Source organism: Wenyingzhuangia sp. 2_MG-2023 (genome assembly GCF_030548295.1).
Taxonomy (GTDB): domain Bacteria; phylum Bacteroidota; class Bacteroidia; order Flavobacteriales; family Flavobacteriaceae; genus Wenyingzhuangia.
Genome location: NZ_JAUOSB010000001.1, coordinates 776,487 through 797,987 on the forward strand (window position 1 = coordinate 776,487; position 21,501 = coordinate 797,987).

Genomic DNA, 21,501 nt, shown 5'->3' on the forward strand with positions numbered 1-21,501 from the left:
TTTAAAAAATACGACAATGTACTTAAAACAAATATTTATATATTCTTTAACCATCCTTTTTTGTACTGCATGTACAGATGAGTTGGATCAATACCCTGAAACAAGTATTGTAGCCGATAATTACTACACTACTGAAGAAAATGTGGAATCTACCGTAACTGCTACGTACAACAGTTTGCAAGAATTGTATGATTATTACATGATTCTTTTTGGAGAAATTCCATCAGACAATACATATGTTCAAGCTCCTAACTCAAATACAGGAGTAAGTTCTTTAGAAGATTTTACGTGGACTAGTACTACAGGGTTTACCAATAGCATATGGGAAAATGCTTATGAAGGGGTATTGTATGCCAACACCGTGTTGGAATTTATAGACGATACAACTTATGAAAGTGAATCTATAAAAACGATTAGAAAAGGAGAGGTAACATTTTTAAGAGGATTTTTATACCATCTCTTGACAAGTATTTATGGAGATGTTCCTTTGGTAATTTCTATAGGAAATCCATCAGATGCTTTTGATGATACAAGAACCCCTTTGGAAGAAGTAAATGCACAAATAGAAAAAGATTTGTTAGAAGCAATTGCTTTGTTACCACAAGTTAATAGCACGGGTAGAGTTGATAGAAATGCTGCAAAAGCAATTTTGGCTAAGCATTATCTAAATAATCAAGATTATACAAATGCAGAAATTCAATTGCAATCTATCGTTACTTCTGGACAGTATTCTTTAGTAGATTTTGGTGATTTGTATGGTGTTGATAATGAGGGAAATTCTGAAGATATTTTTAGCGTTCAGTTTGCTTCAGAGTTGGATGATAAAAGTGAAGGAAGTAGTTATTATTATTCGTTTACACAGCCAGATAATGAAGGTGGAAAAGGAGCAATGGCAATGGAAAAAAGTCTCTACGATTTGTATGATGTTAACGATTTAAGAAGAACATTGATTAATGAATCTGGAAATACGTATTACATCAACAAATGGACCCCTTCTCCAAACACTAGTGTGGGAGATGCAGGTGACAACCATTACATTGTTAGATATGCAGATATTTTGTTGTTGTATGCAGAATGTTTGAATGAAAACAGTAAAACATCCGAGGCAATAACTTACTTGAATGTGGTTCGTAACAGAGCAGGTTTGACTAATACTATCGCAAACAATCAAGCAAGTGTTCGTGATGCAATTGCGTTGGAAAGAAGGCTAGAGTTGGTTGGAGAAGGGCACAGATGGTTTGATTTGTTAAGAACTAATAAAGCAAAAGAAACAATGGATACTTTTTTTGAAAGTCAAAGTCGTTCAACTGTTGTAGAATCTTTTAGATTGTTGGCACCGGTTCCACAATCTCAAATAGACATTACAGAAATGGAACAAAATCCAAAATATTAATTCACAATATTATAAATCATATTTTTATGAAACATTTTAAATGGATAGTAAGACTTAGTTTTTTAGTGAGTCTTATTGCAGGAATATTTACCAGTTCGTGTAACGTAGACACGATGAATTACTCTTTAGATGATAGCGATGTTTTTATTGATTCTATCATTATAGAAGCTTCTAACAATAGTTTTTTAGAAGAAGACATTGTAACATCTATAACAAATTATTCAAGATCTATCACGGCCTCTTTACCAAGTTCTAGTCAAGACAAAGAATTGGTGTTGAGTATATTTTTATCAGATGGAATTTCTACAATTCCAGCATCTGGAGAGGCATTTCCAACAGGAGAATCTTCATTAAAAGCTTTTGGTTTTGGATTGGAAGAAGCGTATTCACTTAATTTAAAAGTATTAGAGCCTTTTGAGTCAGATACAGAATTTATCTCTGTTTGGAGAGCAGAAGCGGGTGAGAAAATTACACTTCCGTTAATTGAAACTGGAAACTACAATTTTAAGGTTTTTTGGGGTGATGGAGAAAGCAGTATTGTGGCAACATATGATTTAGAATCTGCAAGTCATACTTATGCGGAAGCAGGAGATTATACCGTTACCGTTTGGGGAGTTCTTCAAGGATTCAACTTTGATTTGACCGATGCTAGTGCAGATAATATTTTAGATATTACAGATTGGGGAACCATCACACTAGGAAACGATGGAGGTTATTTTAGAAGTTGCGCAAATCTACAAATTAGTGCTTCAAACACACCAGACTTAAGTGAAACAACCAACTTTAGAACCATGTTTAGAGAAGCTACGTCGTTCAATAGCAACATCAATCATTGGGATGTGAGTAAGGTTGATAGTATGTGGGATATGTTTTACAAAGCTTCAAATTTCAATCAACCTTTAGACAATTGGGATGTAAGTAGTGTGACAACTTTTGAAACCATGTTCAACCAAACGGCTTTCAATCAAGATATTTCGGGGTGGAATGTAAGTAGTGCCACAACGCTAAAGAACATGTTTAGAGATTGTCCTTTCAATCAACCAATCGGAAATTGGGATATTTCTAATGTTACAAGTCTTCAATCAACCTTTAGAGATAATGATGCTTTTGATCAAGATCTTTCAGGATGGGGAGATAAATTACAAAACATAATTACCATGCGTGAATTGTTTAGAGGTTCTGATTACAATGGAGATTTGAGCGCTTGGGATGTGAGCAAAGTGGTAAGTATGTGGGACATGTTTAAAGATAGCAAGTTTAACAATGCTTCTGTTTTGGTTTGGAACTTAGACAATTTAGACAATATGGAAACCATGTTTGGAGGAGAAAGCGCTTTCAATCAAGATATTTCTGTGTGGGATGTAAGCTCTGTAGTAAACATGCAAAATTTATTTAACGGAAATACAGTTTTCAACCAAGATCTTTCAGGTTGGGATGTGAGTAATGTAAAATGTAATTACGCTTTTGATACAGGGGCATCACAATGGGAAGATGCTCATAAGCCGGTTTTTACTGCCGACCAATTTGACAACAATTCTTTTTGTAGTAGAGATAATTAATTCTTAGAAAAGAATTGTTGTCTTAAATAAACAAAGAAGAGGTCATTAACCTCTTCTTTGTTTTTACAAAAATTAGACTTTAATGATGAAAAAAATATAAAAATGAAAAATGTAATTTTAGTAGTAACAACACTATTTACCTTGATGATGTATGGATGTATGGAAGATGAAAGACAACCATCAGCTATTGCTAAAGAAGATCCAGACACTATTTCTAGAGACTCTACCAAGGCTATTTACCGTCAATTTTTCTTTAGTGGCTCGCACAATTCGTATTCTGGAAATTTAAGTGGAATGAAACGCGAGGGAATTAAAACACAGTTAGAACAAGGACTTCGTTTTTTTGAGTTTGATTTGTTTACTTACAATACTGAAAATAAAATGCAAATCTCAGTTTCGGAAGTTGCTGATGTATATACTGTTTTTGAGCTTCAAGAAACCTCTCATTTGCTTTCTTATACAAACAATAGTGGTGAACTAAGAATACAAAAACTGATTGATGGTGCGTCTGAATTGGTATTAGAAACTACGCTTGAATCCGGGGCTAGAAGTTTTACATCATTGACTTTCGAAAACAAAGAATATTTGATGAGCTTTCATGATTCTAGTAAAAAACTAACAATGTATCGTATAGAGAATACAAAACTGGAACTTCTTTTTTCTACAACAATGGAGATGGCAGAAGCTAGTTTGTCAACCTTTGTATTCAAAGAGAAAGCATACATAATGCTATATGATAACACAAGTAGCAAAAGTATAATCAATGAAATTTCTTTTGAAGGTACTAAAGCTGTTTTAGGAAAAGAAATGTATCAAATGTCTTCAGTTGTGGCTGGAGTTAAAATGACTCCCTTTGTACAAAAGGATGTGCTTTATGTTTTTCAACATAGCGATAATAGTGTTGCTAGTTTTTTGGTTGATAAAATCAATACTACGAGTGGAACATGGTCTGTTGAGTCAAGCGTTAGAGGGAGTTCAGATTTGTTAAAAGGAAATGTACAGGCTGTTCACAAAGAAAATCATTTGTATGTTAATAGTTATGCTGCTAACGGAGATGTAATTGGGGCACAATTGGTAATGGATCAAGAAAAACCAAACCTTGTCTTTGAGTATAGCAATAGTGAGGATATGATTTCAGGAGCAAATGCTTCTGTCTTTCCAGCAACAAAAGGGTATTATCTTTTTTTACAAAAGGGATTAGAGCTTCAGATGAATTTGATAACTATTGGAGTTTTAACGTTAGGACATGATGAACCAGGAGATGCCGTAGACCTTTCTGTAGACAATCCAAATTCCATTTTTTTGGCAGATTGGATTGCTTATATAGCCAATTGGAGCGATGAACATCCGTACCACGAACCACTTTTTATCATGACAGAGTTGAAAGAATATCAACAGTGGATGGCAGATGCCAAGTGGAGAAATATTATAGAATTGATGCAAGAAAATTTTGGAGAAAAATTAAGATATCATAGTTCTAATGGTTTTAAAAATGAAGACTTGGTTGACGAGTCTAAAATAGTAGATGGAGAAACACTTTATTTTATGGATGAAAATGGTGACAAAGAGCAAGGTTTGTTAGGTAAAGTTATCTTGTACATACAGCCTAATAACAATATCACCAAAAGTGCATATACCAATGATTTTATACCTTTTGAAACTGTTGACGGAGAACTTCAGGCCAATTTTTTACAACTAAAACGTTATAGAGAAAACAACAAATTAGTATCTCCAGATTGGAGAAAGCCAGGTAGTTACGGAAATGATTTTGGTGATTATATTGATCAAAAAGACAATAGCTATATCAGTAGAATTTTTCATATGGAAAGTTCTTTGGGAGACAGTCAATATGATAATATTCAGTGCACAAACGTGATGTTTGGAGTTTCTGATAGACCTTTTGATAAAGGCTTGTATTCAAATTATATAAGTCAGCAAAAAATAAAAAACACACTAGAACAAGTGCTAGGTTGTGATTAAATAGATGATTTTTTGTTTAGGTTTTGTTTGGAACTATGTCGTTGATATAGTTCAAAGCCTCACTAGTGATAAGAGTGAGGCTTTTGTTTTTTCATGAATTATGACTTCCATCACAATAAGGTTTATTTTGGCTTTTTCCACAACCACAAAGTGCAACACCACCTGTCTTTTCTCCTTTAAATCTTAATGGAGATCCTCCTCCTTTTTCTTTATGTGCACCATCGCAAAAAGGTTTGGTTTCTGAGTGTCCACAGGTGCAATAAGAATAATTTTTTCCTTCTTCTAATTCTACTATTGGCATAAATTATTTGTTTTAGTTGTGAGATAAAACTAAGTAAAAATGATTTTAGACAGCGTATAAATTAAGGAACTAAATTTTGATTAGTTTATTGTTATCTATGTGTTTTTTTACTGCTTTCAAACAATACATCTATTATTTTTGTGTTGTTTTAAAGTTTATATCTCATTATCATCCCTCCGTGAAAACTACTTAGAACGATTGCAGCATTTGGAGTTGCTTCAACTTTTTGTTGGGTAGTATCATTTTCTAAAGTGTAAGTTTCCAAATTTGCATTCAAATACCCAAAATTGATTCCCAAACTAAAACGATTAGAGATTTTTCTTAGATATCCTAAAGTGGTTGCAAAACCTATATTTCCTCCTTTTAGGGTTTGTTTACTGTCAATTTCTATTTCTTGATGGAAATAAAAATAACCGACAGAAGGCTCAAAAAAAAGTTCATTTTTTTCATTTCCAAAAGTAAAAGAGGAAATAGTGCTAATAGCAAGGTAATGAAGTTGCGATTTGTTTTTTAAAATTCCTTCTTCAGCAGGTTGATTTTCCGTTATGAAAAGTGTTGTATACTCTTCTCCTTCATTTCTGTTTTGTAAATATTTAAGACCTATACGGGTGTTTTTAAAAAACGTAGGTTTGTAATAACCAGTAATACTGTATTGCATTCCAGTGGTAACCGTTTGTGTAGTTTTTCTGTGAAATTGAGAAGCTGTTTGTTCTCCAGTAATTCTATAGGTACTTCCAACATTGGCATCTACAAAAAATCGGTTTTCAGAATGGTATTGAGCAATGGAGTTTTGTGTTATAAATAACAAAGCAAACCAAAGTATGTTTTTAAATGCAGTGTGTGTCATTTTAGGAGGATTATAGTGAAATTGAAAACTTGGATAAATATAAAAAAAGGTCTCTGCTTAGTAGCAAAGACCTTGTCTAAAAAATAAAGGTTTATTTTTAATGAGATCCATCGCAATAAGGAGCATTTTGTGTACTTCCACATGTGCATAAAAAAATCATTTCAGTTTCGGGAATTTTAAACAGCAAAGGTTTCCGAACAGTGTCTTTATGATTACCATCGCAAAAAGGCCTATCCTCACTTTTGTTACATGTACAATAAGCGTATGTTTTGTCTTTTGTAAGATGACAGGCTTTGGGAGTGGGAATCGGTTTTTGTGTCAAAGTTTATAGTTTATAACTGAGAAGAACTCCTAAATTTATGTTTGATAAATTGATTGCATTTTCTTTATCTAGTTCAATGGTTTCACTATTCTGGCCATCATTTAAGCGGTATTTTGTGATGTTACCACCAAAAAGACCAAGATTTAGCCCCAATCCAAATTTTTGAGTCAGCATTCTTTTGTAGCCAATATTCATGTCAAAACCAATATTACCTCCATTTGAGCTGATGTTGGCGGCATTTAATTTTACGGTTTCTTCATAAGTAAAATAACCAAGAGATACATCTATTAAAAGTTCATTTTTCTTGTTTCCAAAGCTATAATTAGATAAGAGACTTGCTGCAAAATAATTTACAGAACTATCTATGTTTAAAGTTCCATATTGAGTCGGTCTTCCATCGTTAAATTCTATAAAAGCATTGTTGATTTGACCACCATAATATGCATGTGTATATTTGAAACCAATTCCTGAGTTTTTTAAATATTTGTAATAAGAACTAAATGAAAACTGTGTTCCTGTTTTTATAATTTCAGAGATAGCTTTGCTAAACTCAGTACTTTTATCTAAATCACCCGTTCTAAAGGCAGGTCCAACAACAAAGTTGATCAACAAAGGATATTTAACAGTGTCTTTGTGACGATATAAATTGGCATTTTTAACCATTTTAGCATAATCAATAGCAAGAGAATCACTAGGTGATGCATCACTTTTTAAAATATCAGCAGCAAATCTGTGACAGCTAGATCCCCAAAATGAAGGCTTGTAATATTGCTTGATACCAATAAGATTTCCTCCGTTAGCTCTTGCAGAATCTTTGATGATTTGCAACATTCTATCATAACCACAGTTTGTTGTGGTTCCTTTGTCGTCTACTTTGATGGATCCAAGAAATTCATCTTTAGAATAATCTCTAGAGAAATGTTCCTCGGGTTCAAAAACTTGAATGGAATCCGTAGGTTTTAAAGCAGGATATTTTTTTACAAAATTACTTCGAATTAACGGACTACAAGAGGTTAAAACCAAGAACGTAATTAAAGGGAGTGTTAGTTTTTTTAGCATTTTTTTTTCGTGCTAAAATATACATTAAGATAGGGAATTAGGTTAATTTTTTATTAAAAAAAGCCCTTGACAAATTTATGTCAAAGGCTTAAATCTAAACTATTTTAAGTGTTTTATGCGTGAATAGCTCTATCTGCTGTAGCAGCCAAACAAGCTTCTTTAATTGCTTCTGTATATGTTGGGTGTGCATGAGACATTCTTGCAACATCTTCTGCGGATGCCCTAAACTCCATAGCCACAACTGCCTCAGCAATCATATCTGCAGCACGAGCACCAATCATGTGAACTCCTAAAATTTCATCTGTAGTAGCATCTGCTAATACTTTTATTACACCATCAGTGTCCATAGAAGCTCTTGCTCTACCCAAAGCTCTCATGTTAAAAGAACCTGTTTTGTAAGAAATTCCTTCTTCTTTTAGCTGTGCTTCCGTTTTACCAACAGAGGCAACTTCTGGCCAGGTATATACGACTCCAGGAATCAAGTTGTAGTTGATGTGTGGTTTTTCACCTGCAATCAATTCAGCAACCATAGTTCCTTCTTCTTCTGCTTTGTGAGCCAACATAGCACCTTTTACTACATCACCAATAGCGTAAATATTTTCAATATTAGTTTGTAAGTGATCGTTGGTTTCTATTTGTCCTCTTTGAGTCGTTTTAATTCCAATATTGTTCAATCCTAATCCTTTGGTAAAAGGAACACGACCTACAGAAATTAAAGAGTAATCTCCTTCAAAAACAACTTCTTCTCCTTTTTTATTGTCAGCCGTTACTTTCACTCCATCTCCCGTATTGGTTACAGATGTTACTTTGTGACTTACAAAGAATTTTAAGCCTTGTTTCTTTAAAGATTTTTGTAATTCTTTAGATAACATAGCATCCATTCCTGGAACAATTTTAGGCATGTATTCTATCACAGATACTTCTGCACCTAAACGTTTGTACACTTGTCCTAATTCCAATCCAATCACTCCACCACCAATCACAATTAAGTGTTTAGGCACTTCTTTTAATTTTAAAGCTTCGGTAGAAGTAATCACTCTTTCTTTATCAATATTGATAAAAGGTAAAGATCCTGGTTTAGATCCTGTTGCAATAATGGTTTTTGAAGATTCAATTTTTTCTACAGAACCATCGTTTTTATGAATGTTGATGTGTGTTGTGTCAAAAAATTCTCCACGACCTTCATAAACATCAATCTTGTTTTTGTCCATTAAAAAGTTGATTCCCGCAGAAGTTTGAGAAACTACTTCTCCTTTACGTTCAATCATTTTAGGAAAATCTAAAGTGATGTTTTCTACACCAATTCCATGTTTGTCAAAATGAGATAACGCATCATGATAGTGATGAGAAGAGTCTAATAAAGCTTTAGAAGGAATACATCCTACATTTAAACAAGTACCACCCATGGTGCTGTACTTTTCTATAATAGCAGTTTTTAATCCTAATTGTGCGCAACGAATAGCTGCTACATATCCTCCTGGTCCAGAACCGATCACGGTTACGTCGTACTTGTTCATGAAAGTATATTTTTATTTGACTTTGTGTATAACAAAAGTAAAGAAAAGCGGGCAAGTCTGTTTGTCGAAGTTCTTTAAAAAACGTTTTTTTACTATTTGTTGATTTTTTAATTGTTTTCTAAATAGGAAAGCCTAATATTTTTCCCATTCCTACAGTAAATAACCAACCTCCGTAGATGGCATGTTCTACACTTACCCAAAACCATGATTTTGTTTTGGAATAGGTATAAGCAAAAATATATCCTCCTATAAAAGTCATGAGCAGTACCAGCCAGTTGTGAAACATTAAATGACCAATTGAAAAAATAAAAGCGTTGATTAGATAAAATAATTGTGGTGTATAAGTGATTTTTCGATACCTGTAAAAAAAGAAAACTCGGTAGATGTACTCTTGAGGGATAACGGATAAAAAGGTGTAAATCAACAGCATTCTAAACCATAAAGTAGGTTGTGTAGTGATTGATGTAAACAACAACTCAGGATTGGTGAATTGGATATATAGCAATGTTGATGAAAAAATAAATAAAGAACGAATTCCTACTTTTTTCCAAAATTGAATAGGTTTTACTTGCTTGGTTTTCTTAAATAATGAACTTCTATAACGGATGCTCAAGTAAATAATATAAACAAAAGGAATGATGGATATTTGTAGTTTTAACTGAGCTGAAAATTCAGGAAGTCCAAGAAATATGGGGAATATCACAAAGAATACTATAAGTTCTGTAAAATGTTTTTTAGCTAACATCTGGTGGTTTTTGCTTAGGTCGTAAAAAAGAGAGATAACTTAGAGTATGAGGTTGGATTTTAGAAACAAAATCAGCGCAGATTTTGACGGTATTTTTTCTGGAAGTACATAAAGTAATTGTATAACAAATAATTTACTTCGTAACCATAGTTTATGCTGGTGTCGTAATCTATTCTCATGCAATACAAATCGCCACTATATCTTGTAGGCTGAAAAACACGAATATTCCAATTGTTAACGTAGATTTGATTCTTAATTTCTAAGTAAGATTGACTGTAAAAACCTCGTGGTCTAGCGTTGGTGATGAGCCAAGTGTTAAAACCAGGATCTATGATGATGATTTCGTATTCCTCCTCCTCGTTTACAATTCTTATGGTGTCGGTTTCTGAGTGAATATTTTTATCAACAACATTGTTTTTAGTCGAGCTGCAATAAACCATAGAGGCAGCAATTATAAAAGAAAAAAAAACTTTTGATAAAAGAGATTTCATGTTCATGTGATTTGTTTAAAAATACAAAAAAAGAGTTGTTGATTAGTGAGTTAAGAAAAAAATAAGACAACTAAAGTAAAGGAATTTCTTATGGTATAGATTAACAATTGTATTGTTCTAAGCAATTTATTTTTTGTCATTTGTTATGCATTTTAGTAGTTAGTGCATTTATTTATGAAATTTATATCTAAATTAGCACTGTTCCTGCTTAAGAGGAAACCCTTAAATGAAAACAATAAAAATTGTGCTTGTCTGTCTGTTAATGACAGTAAGCTTTATTTGGTGTTTTGTCTTTTTTGATCAAGACTACCAACCTACTACAGATTTTGACGAAACGGAATCTCACCTACTAGTTTGGTCTGACATTCATAAAAAAACTTATTTAAATTTTATTAAAAATTTAGCTGAAGACAATCATGTTACGGTATACGTTCCTAAGATAACCCCAAAGGAAGGTTTGTATGATACTCTTAAGGCTTTTGGTGTGAACATGGATAGTATCAAATTAGAATCTGTAATTAATGACAATATCTGGATTAGGGATTTTGGACCTGTTTTTTTAATGACTGAAAGCGGAAAAACCAAAACGTTAAGTTTTAAATATTACAATAAAAATATTTTCCCTTACGAATATCAATCTTTAACCAAAGAGAGATTGAGAGCTTCTAATATGATAGGCATTGGAGGAGCAAGGGAGCTAAATGGCAAAGGACTAGCTATATTAATTGAAAAACACGAGGAAGCTATAAATCCAACGCTCACTAAAGACGACATTGCTAGAGAGCTGAAAAAAAAATTGGGAGTAAAAAAAATAATTTGGTTAAAAAAGGGACTTCCACAAGATGAAATGTTATTAGATACTCCGATATTTGATAATATATATACCAATGGAGCTGGTAGTCACATTGATGGTTTTTGCAGATTTATTTCGTCAAATACTGTTTTGTTAGCCCAAGTAAATCGTAATGAAATAAACTCTAATCCCATTATGAAAATAGCCAATGATCGGCTAGAAGAAAATTATAAGATCCTTAAAGATGCTTTGGATCAAGATGGGAAGTCTTTAAATATAATTAGAGTTCCCATGGCTCCACTACTAATAGAAGAAGTTAAAAACTTTAACGGAACCATGAGTTTTGTTAGGTCTAATAGTTATTTAAACTTTATTGTTACCAGGCATAAAGTTATTGTGCCAAGCTATGCACAACACATGAAAAGTGAAGATGCTATTTCTAAAGATTTAGAAGTAGAAAACAGGTTTAGAGATGTTTTTCCTGGAAAAAAAATAGTCATGTTGGATTGTGTTGACTTAAATAGATTTGGTGGTGGATTTCACTGTATAACGATAAATAAACCAAAGAAAAAGAAAAAAGTATCATAGCGTAGATAAGCTAACACTAGTTGCTGTTTATTTTGTACCTGTTACAGATATCTTGTTTAAATATGCAATTATTGGCTGTTTTCAACTTCTTAATCATATTGAAAAATTTTAAACTGAAAGATGTGTGATAAAAGAGCTGGATATCAGTAGATAGATAGCTCTTTTAATTAACTAGTATTTGGGATTAAAATAAATTCTTAAAAGTGAGGTCAACGGCTAGATAATGCACATTGTTACTCATTTTTTTTCCTATTAAATCATTCATATAACCAATGTTAAAACTACATTTTTGCTCAGGAAATAGCATAGAATAGTAGAGTGTAAATCGACTATCATGATATTCCCATGTACTCCATTTGTCAGTTTTGTCGGTAGTAAACAAAAGTTCAGTTCCAAAAATTAACTTTCTTGTTTTTTGATGATTTATAAACGCACTTACTTTTCCTGCAAATCTAGATCTAAATTCTGCAGATTCTTTATAGGGTTTAAAATCAGAAAAATAAAATAAACGATATTCTGGTCTGTAAGAAAAAGAAAGATCTACTTTGTTAACCTTAGTTAGGTAATATATTCTACCGTAAAACCTTAACTCTTGTCTAGATAGTGATTCTTTTTTGCGATATGGATTAGATGTTTCATAAAAGTTTTGCCAACTATATCTAAAAGCTCCACTGTATTTCCAATGATTTTTAAAATGATGGGAAAACTCTTGATTAACAACATAAAGAGCATCATGATCATAAAGATTATAATTACTCGAATTGCTAGAAGAACTATGACCAATATATGTAGTAGAACTGACTGTTTTGTTAAGATCCTGTTTTAAACCTAAAGCAAACCAGCTAACAGTGTTAACTTCTTTCCCTAATCCTGGAGGAATAATTTGAGCATTTACTATTGAGCTGTAAATAGCAATACAAACACAGATAATTATTGTTTTTCTGAAATTTTTCATAATGTCTAATCTCTGGTTTTGCTTAATATTTTTCCACTTTCATCTAGAACCAAATCCCAATCGGTATTTAGTAAAGAATTAAGGTCTAGTTTGTAAACAACATAGCTGTGCGATGAGGTGCGTTCTACATCGTGCACTCTATAATTTTTGAAATTGGTTTTAATTACGTTTTGTACTTTGTCAGGAAGTTTGTTTTTAGAAATGTCTTCTTTGTGTTTTACAATTTTACCAGTGGGTGTGTACCAAATTTCATGATCTTTATTCCAGCCGAGTTCAAATTCTACTTGATAATTAGTCCCTTTCTTTTCCCATTCCACATCTTTTGCTTTGGGGTACTTAAGATTAAAGTTGTTAAGAATTACCGAAGGGACTTTGCTTGTAAAAACGTCTTGTGCTTGTGTGTAGCTCATAGAAAATACGACTAAAATTAATGTGATTTCATTTTTCATTGTATGTATGTTTTTAAATGATACATCAAAGAAAATAGAAGAGTTTGAAAAGAATTGGGAATTACTGAACGGGATGAAAATCTACTTTAAAACAATGTAGGTTGTTTTCATATTTGTAGTGAATCTGGTAATGGTATAAGTCTGTAATAGCTTTTACAATAGCTAAGCCTAGTCCTGAATTTTCGGATAAAGCATTTGATTTATGAAAACGATTAAAAATTTTATCACCTTTCAGGCTTTTGTTGATTCCCGTGTTAACTATTTCAAAAGAAGTAGAGTTGATTAGTATGTTTAACTCTCCATGATCTACATTGTGAAGGATAGCATTTTTAATAAGATTTGTAATAAGAATACGTGCTAAAGAACTATCCATATTACTGCGTAAAATAGCATTTTGGTTAAAAGTAATGTTGATGTTTTTATAGGTTGAAAAATCACTGAGTTGCTCTAAACTTTCTTTCACAACTTTGTTAATGTTAACGGATACATTGTTGAAAAAATGTTTGTTGTCTATTTTAGAAAGTAATAATAAAGATTTGTTGAGTTGAATTAAACGTTGAACAGTTTGAAAAACATCAGATATGGTGTTTGCTTGTTCTGTGTTTAGTTGTTCTTTTTCTAATAACAATTCTAGTTTGCTGGTTATAATAGCCAAAGGAGTTTGTAATTCGTGTGAGGCATTTCCTATAAATTCTTTTTGCTGTTCAAATACAGTTCTATTTTGTACAAGTAAATCATTAATTCCTTGTTGTAAATCTAAAAATTCTTTGGTTTGAGTATTTACGGAAGGTAGCTTTTGAGAACTTTCTAATTTGTATGTTTTTAATTGATGGAGTAGATTGTAAAAAGGATCCCATAATTTTTTTAGTACCACATTGTTGATGAAAATAGTAGAAAAGACCAATAATAAATAAAGCCAAATGGTGTCAAACAACAATTCTTTAACCAAATCATCTTCTTCTACCATAGAGTTGGCAATGTTTAACAAGTAATATTTGTTGTGAATCTGAAAAGCACTTGTGAGCATTCTTACAGGTTCTAATTCGGGTTCTTCATCGTCAAAATCCTGCATGTAAAGAATGGTGTCTCTGTAAATATCAGTGATCGATAAAGCTTTTTCAGAGGAAATTTCTTCAATGGTAAAAAAGCTCTCGTCAAAGTATTTTTTGGTTAAAATACTAGGATCCTTTTTTGCGTTTTGAATAACTATACGTTTGTGATTTTCTAATCCTTCATCAATACTATCTTTAATTTCTTGGAGCATGTTTAAATAAAAAACAACAGCCCATAGCGTAATAATTAACAGTATAGAAGATGATAAATATTTGATGGATTGATTAAGAAGTTTCACTTTTCTACTATTTTATAACCAATTCCATATACAGATTCAATTTTAAGATCTGCTTTAGATATTTGTAGCTTTTTTCGGATATTTTTAATTTGAGAATATACAAAATCAAAATTATCTACCTGATCTATATGGTCGCCCCAAACGTGTTCTGCTAGTGCAGTTCGCGTAATTAATCGATCTCTATTGAGTAAGAAATAATTAAGAATATCAAATTCTTTTCGGTTTAAAGGTATATTGGTTTGATTTACAAACAATAGTCTGTCTTCTATTTCTAATTTTAGATTTCCGTAAGTAATATTGTCTTTTCCGTTGAGAGTTTTTCTTCGAAATAAAACTTTTACGCGTGCATTTAATTCTGCCAAATGAAAAGGTTTGGTTAAATAATCATCGGCTCCTAATGATAATCCTTTTAGTTTGTCATCCAAAGCATCCTTAGCAGAAATAATAATCACATTTTCACCTTTAGCTTCTTTTTTAAGATTGTTTAATATATTTAAACCATTTCCGTTGGGTAGCATAATATCTAGTAAAACACAGTCGTATTCATAAATAGCTATTTTGTCTATGGCTGTGTAATAATCTGATGCAGTTTCTACCAAAAACTGTTCTTTTTCTAAAGAATCTTTGATGTTTTGTAATAGTTGAGGTTCGTCTTCTATAACTAAAATTTTCATACACTAAAGTTCAGATTGAAATTGGGAAAGAAATGGGAATTAATTTACCTGATGTGAATTTAAACATTTTCTAAAAGAAAAAAGCTGAATATCTATTAAGATACTCAGCTTTTTTGATTTGTTGATGATGATATTTTACAACAACCCAGCTCTCTTTAACAAAGCATCTGGTTTTGGTTCATGACCTCTAAATTGTTTGTATAATTCCATCGGTTTTTGTGTCCCTCCTTGGCTCAAAACAAAATCTTTAAATTTACTAGCTGTTTCTTTGTTAAAAATTCCTGTTTCTTTAAAATATTCAAAAGCATCAGCATCTAAAACCTCTGCCCATTTGTAAGAATAATATCCTGCTGAATACCCTCCTTGAAAAATGTGTGAGAATGCTGTACTCATACAGTTTTCTGCCACATCAGGATATAATTGTGTGCTTTTAAAAGCTTCTGTCTCAAAATCCTTTACATTAATTTTTGAGTTGCCTACTGCCAAATCGCTTTCGCCGAGCGAATGCCAAGCCATGTCTAGAATTCCAAAACTTACTTGTCTAAATGTTTGTAAACCTTCTAAAAAGTTAGAGGCTTTTTTAATTTTTTCAATCAACTCAATAGGGATGATTTCACCTGTTTTGTAATGTTTTGCAAACAGTTCTAATGCTTCTTTTTCAAAACACCAATTTTCCATTACTTGGCTAGGCAATTCTACAAAATCCCAAGAAACAGAAGTTCCTGACAAACTAGGAAAAGTTGTGTTGGCTAACATTCCGTGTAAAGCATGTCCAAATTCGTGAAACAAAGTTGTGACTTCGTTAAAGGTTAATAAACTTGGTTTGGTAGCGGTAGGTTTGGTAAAGTTACATACAATAGAAATATGAGGTCTAGAGTTTTCTCCATCTTTTATCCATTGGCTTTTGTATCCTGTTTTCCAAGCACCGTTACGTTTACCTGGTCTTGGATGAAAATCTGCATAATAAACCGCTATAAAATCTCCGTTCTCATCGGTAACTTCATAGGTTTTTACATCTGGATGGTATTTCTGAATTGTGGTTACTTCCTTAAAATGCAAGCCGTACAATCTTTTTGCAATTTCAAAAGATCCGTCAATAACGTTTTCTAATTGGAAATAAGGTTTTAGAATTTCTTCGTCAAAGTCAAACAACTCCTGTTTTAGTTTTTCGCTGTAATAACCTCCATCCCATTTTTGCAAAATTTTGATTCCGTCTTTTTTGGTAGCAAATTCTTGTAGTTGGTTGAATTGTTCAACAGCTTTTGGTTTTGCTTTTTCTAAAAAATCTTCTAAGAAAGTAGTTACTTTTTCTGCGGATTCTGCCATACGTTCTTCCAGCACAAAATGAGCGTGATTTTTATAGCCTAGTAATTGTGATCGTTGGGCACGTAATTTTACCATTTTCAAAACAATTTCTTCATTATTGTATTCATTGTCTTGAAATCCTTTTTTACCAGCCACAATAGACAGTTCCTTACGCAATTCTCTGTTGTCTGCATAGGTCATAAAAGGAATGTAGCTAGGATAGTCTAAGGTAAAAATCCATCCTTCTTTGTTTTTGCTTTTGGCGGTTTGTGCAGCATCTTCTATTGCTCCTTCTGGCAATCCGCTTAAGTTTTCTTTGTCGGTAATATGAAGTTCGTAATTCTGAGTTTCTGCCAATACATTTTCTCCAAAAGTCAGAGATAATTTAGAAAGCTCAGTGTCTATTGCTCTTAGCTTTTCTTTGTCAATGTCGTTTAAATTGGCACCATTGCGAGAAAAACCTTTGTATTTTTTTTCTAGCAACATCAATTCTTCAGCAGTTAATTTTAGCTCATTTCTTTGTTCGTAAATAGTTTTTACACGTTCAAACAATTCAAAATTCAAACTTACATCGTTAGAAAAGGCTGTTAAAATAGGAGAAACCTCTTGTGCAATTTTTTGCATTTCGTCATTGGTTTCTGCGGAATTTAAGTTGAAGAAAATAGAAGAAATTCTACTTAATTTGTATCCTGAAAAATCCAAAGCTTCAATGGTGTTTTCAAACGTAGGAGCTTCAGAATTGTTGACAATTGCATCAATTTCTGCTTTAGATTCTTTGATGGCTTGTTCAAACGCAGGTTGGTAATGTTCGTTCTTAATTTGCTCAAAAGGAGCTGTAGTGTAAGGTGTGTTAAATTCTTGTAATAAAGGATTGTTCATAGATGTCTTAAATTAAACCTTTGGATTTTATTTCTATATATCGGTTAATGGTGTCAATGGTCAGTTCTTTAGGAGTGGTTAATATGGAATTGATTCCGTATTTGTGCAATTCTAAGACCATTTGTTCTTTGTCGTAAATAAATTTTTCTGCTATTGTTTTTTTTACAACTTCTGATTGAGAGGTTGTTTTTTGTTTTGCCAATTCTAAAACTTCAACATTTTTAAAAAAGATAACAATCAGCAAATGACTTTTGTTGATGGCTCTAAGATAGTTCATTTGTCTATCCAAAGCATCCATACTGTCAAAATTGGTGTACAAAAGTAACAAACTTCGTTGTCTAATATTTTGTCTTACCGCTCCGTACAACACACCAAAATCGGTTTCTTCGTAATTGGTTTTTACATTGTACAAGGATTCTAAAATTAGACCCATTTGATGATTTCTTCGTTCGCAACCTACATAATCATTCACCTTTTTTGAAAACGAAAACAAACCTACTTTGTCTTGTTTCTGAATCACCACATTGCTGACAATCAACGATGCGTTGATAGCGTAATCCAACAAACTCAATTCGTCAAAAGGCATTTTCATAGTTCTTCCTCTGTCGATTAGCATAAATACTTGTTGGGCTTTTTCGTCGACAAATTGATTTACCATCAATTGATTTTTTTTAGCAGTAGCTTTCCAGTTGATGTCTCTAATATTATCTCCCTGAATGTATTCTTTGATTTGTTCAAACTCAAAAGAATTTCCTATTCTACGCACTTTTTTTATTCCGTAAGCGGAAGACATGCTGTTGATGGTTTTCAAATCAAATTGTTTGAGTTTTAAAAACGACGGATACGTTTTTATCATCATGCTGTTGTCTATAGCATATTTTTTAAGAATTAAATTTAAAACAGAAGAGGTGTAAATATGGGTTTTTCCAAAGTGGTATTCTCCTCGTTCGGTAGGTTTTAGTTGGTATGTAAAAACTTGAGAAGTTTGGGTCTTTAATTTTTGTAGAATAGAGAAATTACGAATTTGAAATTGATGTGGAATTTCATCAATAATCTCAATGTTTACATCTATCGGATATTTGTTTTTTACTTCTAAAGTGATGGTGTTGTCATCTCCGTTAGATAGTTTTTCAGGAACCCAGCGTTTGGCTTCTATTCCCTTTTTTTCTCTGAAAAGTATAAAAACATCCAAACCAAAAACACCTACAAAAACAGCAGTTAGTAGCTGACTAATTACAAACAATTCTTTGATGAAAAAGCTAAGCGAAAATAGTACAACCAGCCCAGACAAAATGTAAAAAAACAAGTTGCTGAGGTAGATACTTTGATAGCCTTTTTTCAAACTATTTGTAGACGTTTCTTGTAGCATAAATTAGCTTGGTATTTCGGTAGATTGAATGCTGTCTGTAATAATTTGTGCTGCGGTAATTCCTTCCATTTCTCGTTCAGGAGTTACAATTACTCTGTGTTGTAAAATAGGTACAGCTACTTGTTTAATGTCTTCAGGTGTAACAAAATCACGACCGTTGATGGCTGCAAAAGCTTTAGAGGCTTTTAACAATGCAATAGATGCTCTAGGGGAAGCTCCTAAATATAAAAAGGAATTGCTACGAGTGCTCACAACAATATCTGCTATGTATTTTATCAAATTAGGTTCTACAATTACTTGTTTTGCCAATTCTTGATAAGCCAAAATTTGTTCTTTGTTAATGCTCTGAGAAACCAAATCTACTTTAGGTTCTTTGGCTTGGTGTTCTCTAGTGATGATTTCAACTTCATCGTTTAGATTAGGATAATCTACTGTGATTTTGAATAAAAAACGATCCAATTGTGCTTCTGGCAATCGATAAGTTCCTTCTTGATCTACTGGGTTTTGCGTAGCCACTACCATGTATGGAGCTTCTAAAGGAAATTCGTGACCATCAATGGTAATTTGTCTTTCTTCCATTACTTCAAACAAAGCCGCTTGAGTTTTGGCAGGTGCTCGGTTAATTTCGTCAATCAAAATTAAGTTGGAAAAAATAGGTCCTTTTTTAAATTCAAATTCTGATTTTTTCAAATCAAAAATGGAAGTTCCCAAAACATCCGAAGGCATCAAATCGGGTGTAAATTGAATTCTTTGAAAATCAATTTGTAAAGTTTTTGCCAACAATTTAGCAGTAACTGTTTTTGCCACTCCAGGAACACCTTCTATCAACACGTGACCTTCGCACAAAAGAGCTGTCAAAAGTAAGTTGACCATGTTTTTTTGACCTACAATTACTTTGGATATTTCTTGTTTGATGGTGTTGATGCCTTGATGTAACTCTGTCAAATCAATTCTATTTGAAAATTCTAATTCTTCCATGCGTTGGTGTTTTTATAAAAGTCTTCTATTTCTTTGTTAAGTCTTGTGAGCAACTCAATAGACGATGTTTCTCGGGTTTTGATAACGTTGATAAAACGAATCAATTCTTTGGTTTTTTGTTTGTCGTAGCCAGATTTTAAACTGAGTTGTTCTACCAATTTTGGATTGGTTTTGTCGGTAACAATATTGTAAGTATGCCTTATGTTCTTGAAAAAGATATGGATTTTTTGTTGTACTATGGGTTGAAAATTATCTGCTTCTTCATAAAGTAAAGCGATGGTTTCTACAAAGTCCATACTTGTGTTTCTAACTTTTGGAAGGATAGGAATAATGCGTTGTTTTCTTTTGGCATTGATGATGAAAAACAAAAAAACTCCTATTAACAGAAGACACCAAGCCCAATACAATTCTTTTTGTTTTTTTATAAAACGTAAAGGACTGTTAGAAATATCTGCATCGGTTTTGTAGTTACTTTCAAAGTAAATAAAGGTACTATTGTCTACAAAAGTAGAAGTGGACCCGTTTTGTATAACGGTGTGTGTGTTGTTTATATTTGAGTTTGGAACTTTGGTAGGAATGTAAGATAATAGTTGATTGATGTATTTTGTATTAGATGTTTCTAATAAATAATAATTGGTAAAAATTTCAGGTTGGGTATGCAGATAAACCAATCCTTTTTTAAAAGGAATTTCAATAAAATTAGTTTTTTCAAAAAGAGTGTCGTTGCTTTTAAAGGCAATTTCCCCCAAGCTTTTTATATTGCTACTGTCTTTAAAATAATTTTGATAAAATTTTAGTTTTGCTTTGTAGGTAAGTGATTCTGGTTTTTGAACGAAACTCAATGTTAGTGAGTCCGTTTTCATAAGGTTTTTGCCTTTAAAATTTTTGACGATTTTTAGGCTGTCTAACAACGAACTAGAAAACTGATTGGCACTGATAAATGCTGTATTTCCGTTACCAATAAATGCTAGCAGCTTGTCTTCAGAAGTTTTGTCAGGAAAAAAACCATCATCTATGTTGATGTATGTATTGTTTTGTTGATAATTGATGCTTGGATCCTCTTCGGTAAATTCATAAAATGTATTTTTTAGAGTCACCAATTTTTTTTGATAAAAAAGCGTATCAAGTTGATCATAAAAGACCTTTAAATCGTACGGATTTGTTTCGTTTTCATGATAAGTTCTTTGCCAAATAACTTTTTCAGGAGTTATGTTTTCCAATACAATTGTCAAAACAACCAAAACAATTCCTAAAATGATAAAACCTTTTTTCTTCATCTATGATAAGTCTTTTAAGAATTGTTGATATTTTGTAGCTATCTGTTGATGAGAATCTGCATCTATGGCAAATTCACCATACCAAACATATGTGTAGTAATAAGAAACGTTTTTAAAGTTTTTGTGATAGGGAGTTTCTTCGGTTTCTAGTTGATAATCTATGGTGGTTTTTAGGTTGCTCAATTCAATAATTCCTTTTTCAGATAGTTTTTGTAAAGTCCATAAATGGTGGAATTTTACAGAAAGACGATAGTTTTCTTCTTTTACTGCGTTTTGAATTAAAACTTCAAAATTAGAAGTTTCAATAGTTTCTACTTCGCTCTGATAACTAAGAGGATTGTTGATCTTATTTTTTCTAAAAATCCAAGTTCCTTCTTTGTAAAAAAACATACGAGCTATAATGTACACCGCTGCAATGGTAACAAAGCAATAAAAAATAAGTTTTACATAATACAGGGCATTTTTGGCAATACCCAATTGTTGAAGAAAAGAATAGAGCAATTCTTTAAACCATTGCTTTATCAATAAAATAAAAGGAGGTTTTTGGTCTACATATATGTATTCTTTACCAGTGTAAGATTCTCTAAAATTAACAGGAATACTTCTGCTAATTCTTTCAGTTTGCTGAATGGTGTCTTGAGCCCAAGAAAAACAACTATTCATCCAGAG

20 protein-coding genes are annotated in these 21,501 nt (G+C 32.3%); 4 read left to right on the plus strand and 16 right to left on the minus strand.

Features of this window, described 5'->3' with window-relative positions; translation table 11 throughout:
* The first annotated feature begins 16 nt into the window (after nucleotides 1–16).
* From Q4548_RS03110 to Q4548_RS03120, 3 genes are all read left to right on the plus strand, one after another.
* Entirely contained in the window at nucleotides 17–1,393 is a 1,377-nt protein-coding gene (locus tag Q4548_RS03110) for a RagB/SusD family nutrient uptake outer membrane protein (RefSeq protein ID WP_303451386.1), read from the plus strand.
* Between the two features lie 26 nt (nucleotides 1,394–1,419).
* A complete protein-coding gene (locus tag Q4548_RS03115) occupies nucleotides 1,420–2,952 on the plus strand; it encodes a BspA family leucine-rich repeat surface protein (RefSeq protein WP_303451389.1) in 1,533 nt (510 codons plus the stop codon).
* A gap of 102 nt (nucleotides 2,953–3,054) precedes the next feature.
* Nucleotides 3,055–4,932 carry a hypothetical protein gene (locus Q4548_RS03120; RefSeq protein WP_303451392.1) on the plus strand — a complete coding sequence of 626 codons (1,878 nt, stop codon included), beginning with the start codon at nucleotides 3,055–3,057 and terminating at the stop codon, nucleotides 4,930–4,932.
* A gap of 91 nt (nucleotides 4,933–5,023) precedes the next feature.
* Here Q4548_RS03120 and Q4548_RS03125 read toward each other — a convergent pair whose 3' ends face one another.
* The 7 genes from Q4548_RS03125 to Q4548_RS03155 all read right to left on the minus strand — a co-directional run bounded on the left by Q4548_RS03125 (nucleotide 5,024) and on the right by Q4548_RS03155 (nucleotide 10,214).
* A complete protein-coding gene (locus Q4548_RS03125) occupies nucleotides 5,024–5,233 on the minus strand; it encodes a CDGSH iron-sulfur domain-containing protein (RefSeq protein ID WP_303451395.1) in 210 nt (69 codons plus the stop codon).
* Nucleotides 5,234–5,381: 148 nt separating this feature from the next.
* Entirely contained in the window at nucleotides 5,382–6,080 is a 699-nt protein-coding gene (locus Q4548_RS03130; RefSeq protein WP_303451398.1) for a hypothetical protein, read from the minus strand.
* Nucleotides 6,081–6,177: 97 nt separating this feature from the next.
* Nucleotides 6,178–6,402 (minus strand): CDGSH iron-sulfur domain-containing protein, encoded by a 225-nt coding sequence (locus Q4548_RS03135; protein ID WP_303451401.1) that lies wholly within the window; start codon nucleotides 6,400–6,402, stop codon nucleotides 6,178–6,180.
* Nucleotides 6,403–6,405: 3 nt separating this feature from the next.
* A complete protein-coding gene (locus tag Q4548_RS03140) occupies nucleotides 6,406–7,461 on the minus strand; it encodes a hypothetical protein (RefSeq protein ID WP_303451404.1) in 1,056 nt (351 codons plus the stop codon).
* Between the two features lie 113 nt (nucleotides 7,462–7,574).
* A complete protein-coding gene (lpdA, locus tag Q4548_RS03145; RefSeq protein ID WP_303451407.1) occupies nucleotides 7,575–8,978 on the minus strand; it encodes a dihydrolipoyl dehydrogenase in 1,404 nt (467 codons plus the stop codon).
* A gap of 118 nt (nucleotides 8,979–9,096) precedes the next feature.
* Entirely contained in the window at nucleotides 9,097–9,723 is a 627-nt protein-coding gene (locus tag Q4548_RS03150) for a type II CAAX prenyl endopeptidase Rce1 family protein (RefSeq protein ID WP_303451410.1), read from the minus strand.
* Between the two features lie 71 nt (nucleotides 9,724–9,794).
* Entirely contained in the window at nucleotides 9,795–10,214 is a 420-nt protein-coding gene (locus tag Q4548_RS03155; protein ID WP_303451413.1) for a DUF6146 family protein, read from the minus strand.
* Nucleotides 10,215–10,440: 226 nt separating this feature from the next.
* Between Q4548_RS03155 and Q4548_RS03160 the strand changes: the two genes are divergently transcribed.
* A complete protein-coding gene (locus Q4548_RS03160; protein ID WP_303451416.1) occupies nucleotides 10,441–11,595 on the plus strand; it encodes an agmatine/peptidylarginine deiminase in 1,155 nt (384 codons plus the stop codon).
* A 184-nt stretch (nucleotides 11,596–11,779) separates the two neighbouring features.
* Here the strand turns inward: Q4548_RS03160 and Q4548_RS03165 are convergent, their stop codons facing one another.
* The 9 genes from Q4548_RS03165 to Q4548_RS03205 form a co-directional block, all read right to left on the minus strand.
* The gene (locus tag Q4548_RS03165; RefSeq protein WP_303451419.1) at nucleotides 11,780–12,550 is read right to left on the minus strand and encodes a DUF2490 domain-containing protein; all 771 of its coding nucleotides are present in this window, start codon (nucleotides 12,548–12,550) and stop codon (nucleotides 11,780–11,782) included.
* Between the two features lie 5 nt (nucleotides 12,551–12,555).
* Complete coding sequence (locus Q4548_RS03170; protein WP_303451424.1) at nucleotides 12,556–12,999, minus strand: PepSY-like domain-containing protein; 444 nt, start codon at nucleotides 12,997–12,999, stop codon at nucleotides 12,556–12,558.
* Nucleotides 13,000–13,060: 61 nt separating this feature from the next.
* Complete coding sequence (locus Q4548_RS03175) at nucleotides 13,061–14,350, minus strand: HAMP domain-containing sensor histidine kinase (RefSeq protein ID WP_303451427.1); 1,290 nt, start codon at nucleotides 14,348–14,350, stop codon at nucleotides 13,061–13,063.
* A complete protein-coding gene (locus Q4548_RS03180) occupies nucleotides 14,347–15,024 on the minus strand; it encodes a response regulator transcription factor (RefSeq protein WP_303451430.1) in 678 nt (225 codons plus the stop codon). Before Q4548_RS03180 ends, Q4548_RS03175 begins: the two co-directional genes overlap by 4 nt.
* Before the next feature lie 135 nt (nucleotides 15,025–15,159).
* Complete coding sequence (locus Q4548_RS03185) at nucleotides 15,160–17,208, minus strand: M3 family metallopeptidase (protein WP_303451431.1); 2,049 nt, start codon at nucleotides 17,206–17,208, stop codon at nucleotides 15,160–15,162.
* A 7-nt stretch (nucleotides 17,209–17,215) separates the two neighbouring features.
* Complete coding sequence (locus Q4548_RS03190; protein WP_303451434.1) at nucleotides 17,216–18,577, minus strand: DUF58 domain-containing protein; 1,362 nt, start codon at nucleotides 18,575–18,577, stop codon at nucleotides 17,216–17,218.
* Between the two features lie 3 nt (nucleotides 18,578–18,580).
* Complete coding sequence (locus Q4548_RS03195) at nucleotides 18,581–19,555, minus strand: MoxR family ATPase (protein WP_303451437.1); 975 nt, start codon at nucleotides 19,553–19,555, stop codon at nucleotides 18,581–18,583.
* On the minus strand, nucleotides 19,543–20,832 hold the full coding sequence (locus tag Q4548_RS03200) for a DUF4350 domain-containing protein (RefSeq protein ID WP_303451439.1): 1,290 nt from the start codon (nucleotides 20,830–20,832) through the stop codon (nucleotides 19,543–19,545). Before Q4548_RS03200 ends, Q4548_RS03195 begins: the two co-directional genes overlap by 13 nt.
* Entirely contained in the window at nucleotides 20,833–21,495 is a 663-nt protein-coding gene (locus tag Q4548_RS03205; RefSeq protein ID WP_303451442.1) for a hypothetical protein, read from the minus strand.
* Between the last annotated feature and the right edge of the window lie 6 nt (nucleotides 21,496–21,501).